Origin of the sequence: Pandoraea commovens, from assembly GCF_024704525.1 — a bacterium.
Classification (GTDB): Bacteria; Pseudomonadota; Gammaproteobacteria; order Burkholderiales; family Burkholderiaceae; genus Pandoraea; species Pandoraea commovens.
In genome coordinates this window covers 1,591,301-1,605,106 of record NZ_CP102780.1, presented here as the reverse complement: position 1 = coordinate 1,605,106, position 13,806 = coordinate 1,591,301, and the positions used below count along the sequence as shown (strand labels likewise).

Sequence of the window (13,806 nt, the reverse complement as noted above, 5' to 3'; positions counted from 1 at the left end):
CAAAGCCCCACCCACCAAGGGAATCGCGGAAATTTAAGCACTTTCGCCTATTGACGGGACACGCTTACAAACATACTGTATGCGCATTCTACTACGATGCGTGCGTCGCTTGATCAGCGTCAAGGTCGGCCGACAGCGCGTGCCCTACGCTGCGACGACCATGTTCCGAACGTCCGACTTTCTTCCCGACACCTCGCGTACCGAATCCGACCAGCCCGCCATGACAGCGCCGCCGCCTCGCCTGCCCCATCGCCTACCGATTACGCTCCTCACAGGATTTCTCGGGAGCGGCAAGACCACGCTGTTGCGCGCGCTGCTCGCGCATCCGGGCATGAGCGATACGGCAGTGATCGTCAATGAGTTTGGGGAAGTCGGTCTCGACCATCTGCTGGTGCAGACGCTCGATGCGCACACCGTGCTGCTCGAAAGTGGCTGCGTGTGTTGTGCGGTGCGCGACGAATTGAGCGAGACCCTGCTGTCGCTGCAAGCACAGCTTCGCGCGGGTACGATCGCGCCGTTCTCTCGCGTGGTGATCGAGACCAGTGGCCTGGCCGATCCGAGTGCGGTTGTCGCGACATTGCTGCGCGATCCGGCGCTCTCGGCGCGATTCACACTGGACGCCGTCATCGTGACGGTCGACGCCGCCCATGCGCCGTTGCAGCTCGCGCAGCAGCCCGAGGCGCAGCGTCAGGTGATGCTGGCGGATCGGCTGTTGATCACCAAGGCTGACCTTGTGGACGAGGCCGCCCTCGACGACTTGCGCGTGGCGCTCGCCGCACGTAACCCCGCAGCGACGCAGCATACGTGCGATCACGGCCGCATCTCGCCAGCGGAAGTGTTCGGGCTCGGCATGCACGCGGCACAGAACGTCGCGGATGTGACGCTGCGCTGGCACGACGCCGATGCACCGCCCCCGGACCACCCGACGCGAACACCGCGCAAGTACCGACCGATCTGCACCACGCACGGGGCGCAAGGTTGCGCGGACTGCGGACCACTCACGTTACTGCCCGTCCATGAAGCCGCTCACCGCAGCGATGTCATCGCGCATTGCATCACTTTAGAGGCGCCGCTCGAATGGGATCTCCTGAGCAGTTGGCTCGGCGCGGTGACGTTCCATCACGGCGACGATCTGCTGCGACTAAAGGCCCTGGTGGACGTTACCGGGGAATCCGGCCCGGTGGTCATTCACGGCGTGCAGCACCGGCTGCACCCGCCCGAGACGCTTTCGTCATGGCCTGCGCAAGCGGCCGACGCCCATCCCGAACGATGCTCACGCTTCGTCTTCATCATGCGCAACGTGCCCCGCGACGCTTTGCTCGCGCACCTTCATGAAGCGCAGCGCGTACCCACATAGGCTATGCGCAATGTAGTATCTTGTTGCCGATTAAACGACCAGGATTCCCATGTCACGCGAAAAAGCAGAAACACCCGTCTGGAAACTCGGCCGCGCCGAATCGACCGCCATGCGCGTCGAACGTCAGATCAAGGAGGCATTGCTCGACGGGCACTTCGCCCCGGGTGATTTCCTCGGCTCGGAGAACGACCTCGCCACGCAATTCGGCGTGAGCCGTCTGCCGATTCGCGAAGCGTTGGGGCGTCTGCAGGCGCTGGGGGTCGTCGACATTCGCACGGGCGCCGGTGGCGGCGCGCGCATCGCCCAAGGCAATCCTTCGCTCTTCTCGGAGGCGCTCGCCATTCAGCTCAAGCTGGTGGGGATGTCCGCCGAAGAGATCTTCGACGCGCAGTACACGATAGAAGTCGCCGTCGCCGGACTGGCCGCGCAAGCCGCGACCGCCGAGGACATCGAGACGCTGGAAGTCGCACTCGAGAACGCGCAGGCGCTGGTCGGCACGCAGCATGAATTCACGCAGGCGTCGATGGCGTTCCGCAATGCCGTGGCGCACGCGTCGCACAACCATTTCCTCGAAGCGATGATGCAAGCGATCGTGCACGTGTTGTATCGCTCGCTCACGCCGTACACGACGGAGACCGTCGCCAAGGGCGTGATCAAGCGTCACCGCGAACTGCTCAACGCCATTCGCGCGCGCAACGACGAGGCCGCACGCCAGGTCGTGTCGCAAAACCTCAATGTGCTTCGCGAGAAGTATCTGGCCGCACGCGACGCCGCCGCCAAGGCCGCCACCAAGCGTTAAGGCACTACGCGGCGCACAAAAAAAAAGAACCGCGTCCCCCGACGCGGTTCGCAAAAGCCAGCCCACCCCCAAGCGGACCGGCACTGCCTTACATCAGGTGCGGTGGCGGCGCACCCGATTCGATAGCGCGTCGTCGAACCTGACGACGCGCACAATCCCCTCAGCGATTCCAGCCGTAAATGTCTAGCGAGGCTTCGCCCGCTTCCAGACGACGGATGATGTCCGCCTCCTTGGCTTCACGTTCATGGGCGGCACCCACAACCGCGTCGAGCGACGCCTGCGGCAGCGCCACGACGCCATCGGCATCGCCGACGATCACGTCGCCCGGTTGAACGACGATGTCCTCGATGCGCACCGGATAGCCGATCCACCCGCGCGCCGCGAAGTCCTTGCCGGTGCCGCGAATGCACAGCCCTCGCGCGAATACCGGAAAGCCGAAGCGCTCCAGAATGGCGCCGTCGCGCACGCAGCCGTCGATCACCAGACCGCCCAGCTTGCGTACGCGGCCCATCGTCGACATCACTTCGCCCCAGTAACCGGCGTCGTAATGCTCTGCGACGCGGACCACCAGCACGTCGCCCGGGCGCGCAAGTGCCAGCGCCCGATGCAGCCAGAGGTTATCGGCCGGGGGCGCGTCGACCGTCAGCGCAGGCCCGCAGATGCGGAAGGACGGTGCCATAGGCTTGATCGCTGCGGGTAGCGCGCCGATCTTGCCTGCAGCCTCGTGCAGCGTTGCCACGGGCAGTTCGGCTACGCGTGCGATGAGCGCAGGGTCCGGCCGCGCGAAGTCGACGTCGACCGTCGGCAAACCGGCGAATGGAAACTGCGTTGCTAGCGATGCGTTACGGGAAGTGGCGTCCATGACTCGGCTCCTTATCGCGCGCGCGTCTGCAACTGGTGATAGCCCAGATCCTTGCGCGCGTCGTCGAGGCGTTTGCCACCACGCACGGCCTCGCGGATGTGGCGCTCGGCAGCGTCGATCGCTTCGGCAGCATCGAGCACCGCCGCTTCGTGTTCTGCGGGAATCACGATCACGCCGTCGGCGTCGCCGCGCAGAATGTCGCCGGGATTCACGCGTGCATTGCCGATGTTGACCGGCACGCCCACCGACTCGACCTGCACCCGGTCCTTGCCGGTGCGCATCCAGTTACCTCGGCTGAAGAGCGGATAGCCCAGTTCGAGGGCTAGCGAAACGTCGCGGCAGATGCCGTCGATCACCGTACCTGCGATACCTCGGCGATGAGCGATTTCCGTAAGGATGTCGCCCCACACCGTGCAGTCTTCGCGGCCACCGTTATCGAGTACGAGTACCGTGCCCGGAGGAATGTCGTCGATGTAGTCGCCGACCGTGCCGGGCGGCGTGCTTGCAGGCCCATACTGCAAGGTGTAGGCACGTCCGGCCATGCGGTATGCGCTGTCGCGCGGCTTGACGAGATGGCATTGCCCGGCGATGCCGAGACGGTCGAGGGCATCGCTGAGTGTGGCGGTGTCGAGCGCAGCCGCGCGTTCGACGTTCTTATCTTGTTGTGTCATGACGTGTCTCCTGATGAATGGATTGTTGAGGGTCGTCGTGGCGCGCCTGTGCCGCTTATGCCGCGCCGTCGTGCAACATGTGTTCGTAGCTCGCCCCCATGACATCGGTCACGGGCTGCCCGGCGAGCAGTGCTTTCGCCATCGCGGCCTCGCGTGCGGCGATTTGTTCGGCAGCCGCCAGCACGCGCTCGATGTCGCTCACCGCCACGAAGACGACGGCACTGTTGTCGGCGATCACGTAGTCGCCCGGACGGACATCCACGCCATCCACGCAAATGGGCACATTGGTCCCCGCCTCGGCAACGCGAGCGCGCGCAGTGCGTGCCGTCAGTGCCCGACAGAACACCGGCAGGTCGTAGTCGCGCGCCTCGTCGATGTCGCGCACCGGACCATCGGCGACCACACCGGCCACGCCGCGCTGCACGGCCGCCAGCGAGAGAATGCCGCCCCAACTCCCCGCATCGAGTCCGGTGCGTTGCTCCACGACGATGATGTTGTCCGTGCCCGCCTGCATGACCGCCGTCGTGCCCAGGTGGCGCGGCGCGCCTGTCGTCGGCGGTACATCGGCAACCGCCACCAGCTTCACCGTCACCGCGCGCCCGGCAATGCGGCGTGCGCCCGAGCGGTGCGGCAGATGACAGACAGTACTGGGCAGACCGAGTTTGTCGAGGGCATCCGATACGGCGCAGGCATCGAGTTTTCGCAGTCGGGAGACGGCGTCGGCAGAAGCATTCATAGCAAGTCCCTTGCAGAGTGATGTGTGATGCAGCAATGCGCGAGTCGTTGAATGCCCGCTATTGCGCGTTATTTCGCGGGGGTCCAGTAGGCGAACGCCATCGCGTTACCTGTTCCTGCTTCGGTGCGATAGCACGGCACGTAGTCCACGAGCGTCATGCGCCAGTCGATGTCGTGCATCGCGGCGGCGAGCGGATACCAGCTCTTGATCTCCGCAGTGTTCCCATTGAAGTACGGCTCCGGAATATCGGCCAGTGCCGCCTCGTCGTGTTCGGCGAAGGCATTCAGCACGTGCCGGTCGAGCGCCTCGTCGATGACGAAATGCGTCATGCCGCCAGACGCCAGCACCGCCACGCGCAAATCGCTTGGCAACTGTTCGATCGCAGCGCGCAAGGCATGGCCGAACGCCAGGCATCTCGCCGCTCGCGGCTGGTTGGGTGCCACACCAACGTTGAGGAAGATGGGAACGCTCGGCGGCGGTGCGTCGCGCATGATCCGGCGATACAGAAAGCCGAACGCGTGCGGTATGCCGTGCAGACGGTCTTCACCACCGGGCAGACGGACCGATCTCGCCACATCGAAATGCCGGTCGCACAGAGACCTGACGAGCGCATCGGCCACGTCGGGTGCGCCGGGATACGTCGCGCCGTCGGGCGGGCAATGCCCTTCCTCCGCGATGGCGACGCCGGGCGGAAGACGTGCGACCTGTGCTTCGGTGAGCGGAATGTTCTCGATGCGCTCGCCCGCGTAGACGGTGATCGACGGCGTGAGATCTTCCTTGAAGACTTCGCGCTGATCGTTGCCAAGCAGGATCACCACATCGGCACGCGCCTCGTTAAAGCGCTCGGCCAACGTGTCGAGCGCACGCTGGCAAGCGTCAAAGCGTTGCTGCATGGCCTCGGGCGCGATGGCCTCGGCGAAACGCGGCGACTCGTCGGCACGTGCCGCCAGCAAAGCGTCGAAGGCCATGGCCTCGCCACGAAACCAATGCTGCGGATTCTTGCGATCTGCGCCAGCGCGCAAATGCCACATCTGGGGCGGCGTCGCGAGCATCGGCCCGTGCGAACAGCCCATCGCGAAAACGATTCGCGCCATCAGCGTCTCCTTCGAATATTCAGTATTACTGTATGCGTGTTTTGACGAAGAATAGGCGCGATGCATTTCGGTTGTCAACGACTCGCCGCATTTTTTTCGTCGTGTTTGACACTCGTCATAACAGACATATAGTATGCGTGTTATGTCGCGCTGTTCTGCGGGCAGGCACCAGTTCACGAGCCGCATGTCGCGCGTAACACTCTTACGATAACGATACTGGAGGCAGGCATGACCCAACACGCGATGGACGCCCGACCGGCGAACGCGCCCCCGCACAACCCCGCACCGGACAGTCCGGCTGCTTCACCTGAGGCATCCGCCTCTGAGACACTCGCAGCCGCGAACGAGACGCGTCGCGTTGGCCTTCGCGACTGGTACATGTTGATCGTGCTCACGGCAATCTTCGTGTTGTCGTTCATCGACCGCTCGTCGCTCTCGCTCGTGGTCGTGCCGCTCAAGAAGGAGTTGGGCGTCAGCGACTTCCAGATGAGCCTGCTGCTCGGTCTCTCGTTCGTGGTGCTCTACAGCACCTTCAGCATTCCGGCCGGTTATCTGGCTGACCGCTTCAGCCGACGCGGCATCATCGGCTGGGCCGTGTTCGTCTGGTCGTCGATGACGGTGCTCTGCGGCTTCGCCACCAACTACATCCAGCTCTTTCTCGGACGGACCGGCATCGGGATCGGTGAAGGCGCGCTGCAACCGGCCGCGTACTCGATGATCCGCGATACCTTTCCGCCCGACCGGCGCGGACGGGCGTTCGGCATCTATCACATGGGACCCATGCTCGGCGTAGGTTTCTCGTTGTTCGTCGGGGGCACACTGCTCAGCCTCTCGCAGAGTGGCGACGTGGCGCACTGGCCGATTCTCGGCGCGCTCAAGCCCTGGCAGTTCGTGATCGTCGTGCCGGGGCTCGTCGGCATTCCGCTCGCCTTGCTGATGCTGACGCTGCGCGAACCGAAGCGCGCGGCCAAGCAGAAGAGTGCCGACGCGCCCGGCTATCGCGACGCGCTGCGCTTCATCCGTAGCGAATGGAAGCTCTACGTGCCGCTGTGGATCGCCGCGACCCTCTACGCGATGGCGATCTCCGGTTTCAACGCGTGGCTCCCGACCGTCATCTCACGCGCCTGGGATCTGCCGTTGCCGAGCATCGGCCGCATGCTCGGGCCATTGATGATGGCGTCGGTGCCCGCCGGTCTCGTGATTCTGGGTGCGGTCATGGACCGGCTCTCGCGTCGCGGACGCCGTGCGGCACCGCTGGAAGTGGCGATGGTGTCGACCTTCGTGTCCTGTCTGGCGACGCTCCTGCTGGCGTTCACGGACAATCACGCGCTGGCCGTCGTGCTGTATGTCTGCCACACGTTCTTCGCGAGTCCGATTCCGTCGTCCGCTGGCGCAACGATGGCGCAGATCACGCCGGGGCGCATGATGGGCAAGCTCTCGTCGCTGTTCTTCCTCGTGCAAAACCTGCTCGGTCTGGCGCTTGGACCCACGGTGGCAGCCACGATCGCCCACGTGTTCTATAGCGGCCCGATGGCGATGGGATACGCCATCGTGACGACGTTCTGCGTCTGCACCGCCATTGCTGCCGTCATGTACGGGCTGGTCGCCGCACAGGTGCGACGCCGCAACTTCGAGTAAGCGCCCCACCCGATTCGGTCTCCCCCGCTTCGTCACGCGCCGTAAGCCTTCGGGCTCGCGGCGCGTTTGCTTTTGCGCGGGCATCAACCGAGCGCCCACCGAGCGCCCATAAAAAAACCACCGCAACGTTCGCGGTGGTCAAAGTACGACGCATGAAGCCTTCAGGGGATACTGTCAGAACCTGTGCCGCAAGCCGATACCGACACCGGTCTGGTCGCGACCGTTCGGAAACTCGGCACGTTGCGCGCCGTGACCGACGCTGTAATCGACCGTGCCGTAAAGCGTGGTGCGGCGTGAGAAACCGTACTCAGCGAGCAGCACATAGGTCTCGCGCGACCCGTCGCCTGCATCGCCCGACACACCGTTCACATTGCTCGCGCGGTCGTAGTACACAGCTGCGGTGATCGTCAGCGGTTTCGACACCTGATACGCCACACCGCCATAGAACGCATTGTCCTTACGCGGATTCGCGCCCCCCGTCACACCGCGCCCTGAAAGGAAGCCGTCCACGAAACCGGTCTTGTCGTTGCTGTTGTAGTAGCCGAGCGTTGCCGTCACCGGACCCCACTCGTACTTGACGCCCAGGTTGTAGATCATCTGGGTATTGGCGTTGATGTCGCGGTTCTGGAGCACGTTGGCCATCACACCGAACGGCTTGCCCACGTAGGCCAGCGACAGCACATACCCCGAGTTGCGCGCCGTGCTGCCTGCCACGCCGCCAACGATGTACTCGAGGCCGACTTGTACGTCCTGATACCGCTTCATGTACTTCACGGCGTTGTTGGCACCGTTCGGGCCGTTGGTGCCGAACACGACCGGCATCCACTCGTTCTGGTCGTAGTTGCCGACAGTGAGCGGATCCCAGCCTTCGATCAGCAGCTCCCACGCGGGGTTATCCTGCGTGCCGATGGTGAGCTTGCCGTAATCGCCGTCGAGACCGACGTAGGCCTTGCGGTTGAAGATCTTGCCGTTACGCTGCGACGTGCCGTTGTTCAGGTGATAACCACCTTCAAGCATGAAGATTGCCTTCATGCCCTGCCCGAGATCTTCCTTGCCGTAGATGCCCCAACGGCTCTGCGAAATGGCGCCGTCGGTGAGTGCGAAGGAACTCTTGTTGTCATTGGTAGCGCCGGACAGATAGCGAAGGCTCGCATCCGCCACGCCAAACATCGTCACGCTCGATTGCGCGAACGCCGGCGAGGCGATCAGCGCCCCGGCGGCCAGAGGAAATGCCCATGTCTTCATTTAATGCCTTCCCCAATGCGCCAACCGCCCTGCAGCGGCCGGCCATGATAGCACCGCCGCGACGCACGTCACCGCCGTTCATTCCGCAAATTCTGATCGTATATTTAGGATAACTAATAAATTGACATGAATTTGCGAACACACCTCTTCCTCGCCCTGCCTCCAAGCGTTGGCGAAGCCACTGACGGACGATGACGCTCTCCAAACCACGCGGCGCTACAGCGCGCCGACGGTCTCCCGTGTCGCGACTAGAAATTTGTATACCTAACTATTTTGATGTATTATTTTCGTCGTAGTCCCCTCCCGAATGGCAAAGCGTCTCGCACGCCGTTGAAGTTGTCCGGAGGCGCGGCGCTCCCTGGACGGAGCGCCGCATTTTCCCGAACTCTCGCGAAGTGAGAAGCGCAGTACGCATCCCCTCTCACCTTTGCTGCCTGGCAGACTCGAGCGCTTACTTGGCGCCCGCCGGTTTGACGGCAATCACTTCGATTTCCACCATCCAGCCCGGGTCGACCAGACGTGCCGCCTGCAGCACCGAGCGTGCGGGCAGGTTCGGACCGTTCTTATCGAAGAACTGGTAGTAGCCGTTCATGAAGCCGCCGAAGTCCATGACGTTGTTTTTCGCCGGATCGCCTACGAGAAACACCTGCATCTTCACCACGTCCTTCATGGTGAGATTCATCGTGGCGAGCAGCGCCTGGATACGCTTGAGTACGCTCACCGTCTGCTGCTCGGTATTGCCGTAGCCACCGCCTTCGAGCTTCTCCGGCACCTGCCCGCTCAGATAGACGGTCGTGGCGCTGGCAGGCACTTCGACGGCAAGGGCCAGCGGACCCGGTTGCTTCGGCAGATGGCGCACCACTTCCTGCGCCCCGGCGGCATGCGCGAAGCACATGGCTGCGCTGAGGGCTGCGAGTTTCCACCATCCTTTCGTTGACTTCGTCATCTCGTTTTCCTGAAGGTTGTTGAAATCGAGGCGCGCGCGTGCCCACGCGCGCCGGTCTTGCCGACGCGTGACTGTCGTTTCTGCTTTGAGGGGCGGCCCCTACCGGACGCGCTGCGCGGCATTTCTCCGCAGCGACGCGCCCGTCGCGGTCAGTTGCCCTTGGTGCCGCCCTCGTTTTCCTTCGCGGCGATCGTCTTGCGAATCGACGCGACCTGCTCGGTCGTCACCGGCGCGGCGTTGTTACCCCATTCAGCACGAATGAAGGTCACGACATCCGCGATCTGCTTGTCGTTGAGTGATGAATTGAACGTTGGCATGCCGCCGCGCCCACCGATCACCGTTTCAACGACCTTGACGGCGTCCCCCAGCACGAACTTGTCGCCCTTGAGCGCAGGAAACGCGCCGGGAATGCCCTGCCCGCCTGCCTGGTGACACGCTGCGCAGTTGTTGCCAAAGATAGTTTTGCCCGAAGGCGTCTGCGCGTGCGAGACACTGGCCACCAGACTGAGCAACGCGATCGACCACAACTTTTTCATTGCTTTACTCCTCTACCGTTCTACTGACTGCGACTGACGATGATGCTGAATTTCGTAGGGCTCACGCACTCAGGCGCGCATGAAGCTGCTCGATCTGATGCCAGGCCGATTCGATGGCTCCGGCCTGCCAGCCGTTGAGATGGCTCATGTGCTCACCAGCGAGCAACGTGCGGCCCTCGCCCTTGAGCAGACGCGGATACGCCGTGCGGCGTCCCGCTTCGCTCCAGTCGGCCCAACCGCCGAGGTTGTACTTCACGCGGTGCCACGCCACCGAGAACGACGACTCGGCCGAATCGCGATAATGCCCCGGAAACACCTTTTCGCCAGCGGCGAGGCCGAAGTCAGTGCGCTCTTTGAGCGACATCGCGCTTACCTGCGCGGCCATCGCGCCGAAGTTGTAATAGGACAGCAGCGTGCCCTTCTGCCCTTGCCAGTTGGTCGACGGCAGCGAGATCAGCGTGGCGCCTTTGATATCGGTCTGGATGTGACCGCCATAGATAAAATGATCTTCTTCCCAGAAGCGGCGCTTCATCTGCACACCGAGCTTGCCGACCGGCTCGTAGGCGACCTGCATCGCATCCTTGAAATCGTCGGAGAAGTCGGTGTCGATCTGCTTGAGTACCGACAGCGGGATCGTGCACAGGCAGAAGTCGCCCTTGACCGTGCGACCGGCGCCGGTGCGCGTGTCCTTGCATTGCAGCACCACACCGCTATCGGTATTGCGCAGGCTCACGACTTCGGTGTTGTAGCGGATCATCTTCTTGGTGCGACGCTCGAAGGCCTTCGCCACGTGATCCATGCCGCCCACGGCTTGCAACATCGTCTTCTGCTGTTCGATGTCGTTCGTCGAGCGATAGATGTTGCCGAGCTTCGACTTGAGCAGATCGCCGAATTGCAGCGGATCGGTCTGCACGCCCGACTGCACGCCGGGATAGGTCTTGTAGCCGCGCGCCGTCGTGCCCTTGTAGTCGAGGTCCTTTTTGTTCAGGTAGCCCTCATGCACGAGGTAGTCGAGCAACAATGCCCGGTCGCCTTCGCTCAGTTGGTCGTTGAGCTTGCCCGCGCGCAGTGTCTTGGCGAACAGTTCGTCGGTGTAGCCGCGCATGTCGGCCTTGATCTCGAACTGGCGCAGCCGTTTGCCCGCGAGCGGACCGTCGATGTTTTCCTTGTAGACGTAGGCCGCGTCGTTATCGTTGTTGAAGAGTTCGAGCGGCACGCCGAATTCGCGCGTGTAATGCAGCGTGGACTGCTGGCAGAACGGAATGCGCCAAGGGCCGTGGTTGATGTACTGGCCTTCGTCGAAGTTGCAGACCTGGCGCTCGCCACCCAGCTCAGTCAGCTCGAAGCCGCGCCGCGCAGTCTGGCAACGGCCGCCCGCGAAACTGCGTGCCTCGATGATTTCGCACGCGTAGCCGAGTTTCGACAGCTCGTAGGCTGCCGTCATACCAGCCAGCCCTGCGCCGAGAATGACCACGCGCTTACCGCGGCCGCTGCCTGAGAGGCGCGGCGGCGAGGTGCGAACCGAGGCGAGATCCACGCCCCAGGCCTTCATCGTCGCCAACATGAGACCGCTACCGCCGATGGCGAGTGTGCGCATCAGGAAATCGCGGCGGCGCAGTCCGCCCCCGACGCCAGCAGAATCCAAAGAACCCAATGACTTGCCCGTGGTGTGTTGCACGTCTGACATGACTCTCCTCACTCTTGAATGATGAAACGTGTCGCGAATGCCAACGCCGTGCGCGCAATGTGCAAGGGTGTGACCCGGCCTTGCGGACGAGCGCAACCCTTGAGCGCATGTAGCGCTTCAGCGAACGAATACGGGGGATGTGAGAAGGCTCAGGGCGAGTGGCCAGAGGACCGCATGATGTCTCCTTAAGCGCGAATTCCGGGGCAGTGCGACAGTCTTGCGCCGTCGTGATGCCGGGTTCTTGTCTTCTCGTGAAACGTCACCCTCCGAGCGGACCGACAACGTGCTCCGGGGGGAGGTGCGTCCGGTCATATACATAGCGCGCCGGTACTGCACTGCGGAGCCAAATCCTGCTCAGGGGAATCGGGTATGCTTGCTCGCCTGTACCGATAGGTTTGCCCGCCACCATAACGACCATACTATATGCGTGTTATGGGTTCGAGTATTAGCGTTACTACTTAGCGTGCGTATTTGACGAGGTGTTGGAGAGGCGCGGGGTGTGCGCAGGTGTGAGCGCCGCGACATGCGCGGCGCTTTTCAGACAGCAGCCTATCGGCGAATGGGCCAATGGGCCAATGGGCCGGTGACGCCGCGCCGCGAGCGAATCACTCAGGCGTTGCTGGCGTGCGCGAGTTCGCGAAAATTCATCCAGTGGGAACTGACGAGCCAGCCCGCATCGACCGGCAGGCTCACCCCGGTGATCGCGCTCGATTCGTCGCTCATCAGGAAGCTCACGGCCGCCGCAATTTCGTCCGTCCCGACGAGACGCCCGAGCGCCGAGTGCGATTCGATGGCCGTCGCGCTGCGCTTTCCGGTGGCGAGTTTGTCTTCGAAAATTGGTGTGAGCGTAAAGCCGGGCGCGACCGAATTCACCCGAATGCCCGACGCGCCGAGTTCACCGGCGGCGAGTTGGGTGAGCGCGCCCAACGCCACTTTCGCCGGGGAATAGGCGTGCAGCGGCAATGGGCGCAGCTCATTGATCGACGTAATGTTCACGACCGCACCGGCGCCGACCTCGGTCATGAGCGGTGTGAAAGCGCGCAGGCAATGCTGCGCGCCAAAGTAGTTCACTTCCCAAACGCGACGCTGCATGTCGTCGGTCATGTCGAGCATCGGCATCACATCCTGCAACACGCCCGCCACGTTCACCAGACCAGCCACACCCGGATTGCGCAGCGATGCCGCCAACGCATTCACCGCCGCGTGGTCTGTCACGTCGAGCGCTGCCAGCTGCATTCGCGTATCGTCCGCACGCTCGCCGAAAACACTCCGCAGTTGCGTCAAGTCCAGGTCCGTGGCCACGACATGCCAACCGTCGTCATGAAGACGATTGGTCACCGCCAATCCGATACCACCGCTAGCACCGGTCACTACGACAGCCTTGCCTGCGTCGCGTAACGCATTCAATGAGAGGCGCTTCGCGCGGTGGAGGGATGTGTTCATTCAGGGCGTCTCCGTCGGATTGTGTTGTCGTTTTATTTTCTAAACTATTCGTTTAGTTTATCCACAACCCTATCGGCAGCGTCAAGCTTTTTTTGCCAACGCCCTCGCGCGTGTCGTTTTGTTTGCACCGGATGGCGCACTGCCCGAGCGCGATCGGGTCAGCGCGGGCACCGTTCCGTTAGGGCCGAGCAGACCTTGCATGACCAGGTCGACGTGCTCGCGCACGAACGCCCGGGTCAGCGGCTTGTGACCGACGAGCAATCGGTAGTACAGCGGCGCGTAGAGTATGTCGAGAACGACATCGGGATCGCCCGGCTTGATGAGGCCCCGAGCGATCGCATCGCGTACGATCTCGACGCCCTGCTCGCGTCGCGCGGAGACATAGCCGTCGCGAAACGCTTGCGCGATCTCCGGGTCGGACTGCCCCTCGGCAATCAGCGCGCTGATCATCGTGCCCATCGGGCCGCAGAACTCCTCTGCCATTTTGAGCAGACGCGAGAAGATGCTGTCGAGCTGCAACTCCTCCGGATACGGCAGCGCCTGCCCCGCTTCGCGCAGGAACGCCGTCATGATCACGGACGCGCGATTCGGCCACCACTTGTAGATCGTGGCCTTGCTCACCCCCGCCGCCGTGGCGATGGATTCCATCGTCGTGGCGTGCAGTCCTTGTTCGAGCAGAAGACGGTAGGCGGCGTCGAGCACGGCGCGCTCGGCCTCGACACTGCGCTTGCGACCGCGTCGGCCTGGCGTGGGAGATTCGGGATTCGACTGACTTGACATTCGTTGTGCCCG

13 protein-coding genes are annotated in these 13,806 nt (G+C 63.1%); 3 read left to right on the top strand and 10 right to left on the bottom strand.

All coding sequences use genetic code 11. The features are described 5' to 3' along the window. Positions 1 to 160 precede the first annotated feature (160 nt). A complete protein-coding gene (locus NTU39_RS07735; protein ID WP_257959610.1) occupies positions 161 to 1,357 on the top strand; it encodes a CobW family GTP-binding protein in 1,197 nt (398 codons plus the stop codon). A 49-nt stretch (positions 1,358 to 1,406) separates the two neighbouring features. Beyond that, on the top strand, positions 1,407 to 2,156 hold the full coding sequence (locus NTU39_RS07730) for a FadR/GntR family transcriptional regulator (RefSeq protein ID WP_150665842.1): 750 nt from the start codon (positions 1,407 to 1,409) through the stop codon (positions 2,154 to 2,156). Positions 2,157 to 2,316: 160 nt separating this feature from the next. Here NTU39_RS07730 and NTU39_RS07725 read toward each other — a convergent pair whose 3' ends face one another. From NTU39_RS07725 to NTU39_RS07710, 4 genes are all read right to left on the bottom strand, one after another. Next, complete coding sequence (locus NTU39_RS07725; RefSeq protein ID WP_257959609.1) at positions 2,317 to 3,018, bottom strand: RraA family protein; 702 nt, start codon at positions 3,016 to 3,018, stop codon at positions 2,317 to 2,319. Positions 3,019 to 3,029: 11 nt separating this feature from the next. Then, positions 3,030 to 3,689: an RraA family protein gene (locus NTU39_RS07720; RefSeq protein WP_257959608.1), complete on the bottom strand. Its 660-nt coding sequence runs from the start codon at positions 3,687 to 3,689 to the stop codon at positions 3,030 to 3,032. A gap of 55 nt (positions 3,690 to 3,744) precedes the next feature. Then, complete coding sequence (locus tag NTU39_RS07715; RefSeq protein ID WP_257959607.1) at positions 3,745 to 4,425, bottom strand: RraA family protein; 681 nt, start codon at positions 4,423 to 4,425, stop codon at positions 3,745 to 3,747. 68 nt (positions 4,426 to 4,493) lie between these two features. Then, the gene (locus NTU39_RS07710) at positions 4,494 to 5,519 is read right to left on the bottom strand and encodes a DODA-type extradiol aromatic ring-opening family dioxygenase (protein ID WP_257959606.1); all 1,026 of its coding nucleotides are present in this window, start codon (positions 5,517 to 5,519) and stop codon (positions 4,494 to 4,496) included. A 228-nt stretch (positions 5,520 to 5,747) separates the two neighbouring features. Between NTU39_RS07710 and NTU39_RS07705 the strand changes: the two genes are divergently transcribed. Next, positions 5,748 to 7,157: an MFS transporter gene (locus tag NTU39_RS07705; RefSeq protein ID WP_257959605.1), complete on the top strand. Its 1,410-nt coding sequence runs from the start codon at positions 5,748 to 5,750 to the stop codon at positions 7,155 to 7,157. 174 nt (positions 7,158 to 7,331) lie between these two features. Here the strand turns inward: NTU39_RS07705 and NTU39_RS07700 are convergent, their stop codons facing one another. The 6 genes from NTU39_RS07700 to NTU39_RS07675 all read right to left on the bottom strand — a co-directional run bounded on the left by NTU39_RS07700 (position 7,332) and on the right by NTU39_RS07675 (position 13,794). Continuing rightward, a complete protein-coding gene (locus NTU39_RS07700; RefSeq protein WP_257959604.1) occupies positions 7,332 to 8,402 on the bottom strand; it encodes a porin in 1,071 nt (356 codons plus the stop codon). A gap of 451 nt (positions 8,403 to 8,853) precedes the next feature. Then, a complete protein-coding gene (locus tag NTU39_RS07695; protein WP_217426182.1) occupies positions 8,854 to 9,348 on the bottom strand; it encodes a RidA family protein in 495 nt (164 codons plus the stop codon). A gap of 149 nt (positions 9,349 to 9,497) precedes the next feature. Further along, on the bottom strand, positions 9,498 to 9,884 hold the full coding sequence (locus tag NTU39_RS07690; protein ID WP_257959603.1) for a c-type cytochrome: 387 nt from the start codon (positions 9,882 to 9,884) through the stop codon (positions 9,498 to 9,500). A 61-nt stretch (positions 9,885 to 9,945) separates the two neighbouring features. Beyond that, entirely contained in the window at positions 9,946 to 11,571 is a 1,626-nt protein-coding gene (locus NTU39_RS07685) for a flavin monoamine oxidase family protein (protein WP_246184696.1), read from the bottom strand. 609 nt (positions 11,572 to 12,180) lie between these two features. Beyond that, positions 12,181 to 13,014: an SDR family NAD(P)-dependent oxidoreductase gene (locus NTU39_RS07680; protein WP_257959602.1), complete on the bottom strand. Its 834-nt coding sequence runs from the start codon at positions 13,012 to 13,014 to the stop codon at positions 12,181 to 12,183. An 81-nt stretch (positions 13,015 to 13,095) separates the two neighbouring features. Further along, positions 13,096 to 13,794 (bottom strand): TetR/AcrR family transcriptional regulator, encoded by a 699-nt coding sequence (locus NTU39_RS07675; RefSeq protein WP_257959601.1) that lies wholly within the window; start codon positions 13,792 to 13,794, stop codon positions 13,096 to 13,098. Between the last annotated feature and the right edge of the window lie 12 nt (positions 13,795 to 13,806).

Bases quoted from the DNA above. Each gene is read 5' to 3' on its own strand.
- NTU39_RS07710 (WP_257959606.1), bottom strand. From the start codon at position 5,519: ATGGCGCGAATCGTTTTCGCGATGGGCTGTTCGCACGGGCCGATGCTC.
- NTU39_RS07690 (WP_257959603.1), bottom strand. From the start codon at position 9,884: ATGAAAAAGTTGTGGTCGATCGCGTTGCTCAGTCTGGTGGCCAGTGTC.
- NTU39_RS07730 (WP_150665842.1), top strand. From the start codon at position 1,407: ATGTCACGCGAAAAAGCAGAAACACCCGTCTGGAAACTCGGCCGCGCC.
- NTU39_RS07685 (WP_246184696.1), bottom strand. From the start codon at position 11,571: ATGTCAGACGTGCAACACACCACGGGCAAGTCATTGGGTTCTTTGGAT.
- NTU39_RS07720 (WP_257959608.1), bottom strand. From the start codon at position 3,689: ATGACACAACAAGATAAGAACGTCGAACGCGCGGCTGCGCTCGACACC.
- NTU39_RS07680 (WP_257959602.1), bottom strand. From the start codon at position 13,014: ATGAACACATCCCTCCACCGCGCGAAGCGCCTCTCATTGAATGCGTTA.
- NTU39_RS07735 (WP_257959610.1), top strand. From the start codon at position 161: ATGTTCCGAACGTCCGACTTTCTTCCCGACACCTCGCGTACCGAATCC.
- NTU39_RS07675 (WP_257959601.1), bottom strand. From the start codon at position 13,794: ATGTCAAGTCAGTCGAATCCCGAATCTCCCACGCCAGGCCGACGCGGT.
- NTU39_RS07695 (WP_217426182.1), bottom strand. From the start codon at position 9,348: ATGACGAAGTCAACGAAAGGATGGTGGAAACTCGCAGCCCTCAGCGCA.
- NTU39_RS07715 (WP_257959607.1), bottom strand. From the start codon at position 4,425: ATGAATGCTTCTGCCGACGCCGTCTCCCGACTGCGAAAACTCGATGCC.
- NTU39_RS07700 (WP_257959604.1), bottom strand. From the start codon at position 8,402: ATGAAGACATGGGCATTTCCTCTGGCCGCCGGGGCGCTGATCGCCTCG.
- NTU39_RS07725 (WP_257959609.1), bottom strand. From the start codon at position 3,018: ATGGACGCCACTTCCCGTAACGCATCGCTAGCAACGCAGTTTCCATTC.
- NTU39_RS07705 (WP_257959605.1), top strand. From the start codon at position 5,748: ATGACCCAACACGCGATGGACGCCCGACCGGCGAACGCGCCCCCGCAC.